The 525-nt window shown below is 32.6% G+C and carries 1 protein-coding gene and 1 pseudogene; one reads left to right on the top strand and one right to left on the bottom strand.

Going from position 1 to position 525, the window contains the following annotated elements; genetic code table 11:
* Positions 1 to 179 (bottom strand): annotated as a pseudogene (locus GMD4S_RS10320) (D-alanyl-D-alanine carboxypeptidase); the annotation flags it as partial.
* Positions 180 to 283: 104 nt separating this feature from the next.
* Here GMD4S_RS10320 and GMD4S_RS10315 point away from each other — a divergent pair.
* Positions 284 to 525, top strand: a 242-nt coding sequence (locus GMD4S_RS10315; RefSeq protein ID WP_000489826.1) for an AI-2E family transporter, incomplete at its 3' end; no start/stop codon positions are given.

Below are 525 nucleotides of genomic sequence, written 5' to 3'. Positions count from 1 at the left end.
AGTTTTGTAATAGAAGCAATTTCTACAGGCTGATTTGCATCTTTTTCATAGAGGATTTTTCCAGTTGTAGCCTCGACAGCAATAGCATGTTTAGCAGCAACATCAAACTCCTGAGCAGAAACAGTAGAAGCTGTTCCAAGAACTAAAAGTGTCATAAAAGATAAAATTATTTTTTTCATATTAGCTTTATTTTATCATAAAGAAAAAAAATATTCTCGTTTTTTTACTAAAGCCATCTTATCTTTTTCAGAAATATGGTAAAATAGAGAGAAGGAGGATACCTATGTTCCGCAGAAACAAATTATTTTTTTGGACAGCTGAAATTTTATTATTAACACTGATTTTCTATCTTTGGAGAGAAATGGGAGCCATCATTACTCCCTTCGTGACAGTTGTGAATACCATCATGATTCCATTTTTGCTTGGTGGATTTTTTTACTACATTACAAATCCAGTCGTTACTTTCTTAGAAAAGAGATGTAAGATCAATCGTCTAATTGGTGTCTTGGTCACTCTTTGTGCCTT

The sequence above is a fragment of the Streptococcus sp. GMD4S genome (genome assembly GCF_000296955.1).
This window is presented reverse-complemented; position numbering and strand designations above follow the sequence as displayed.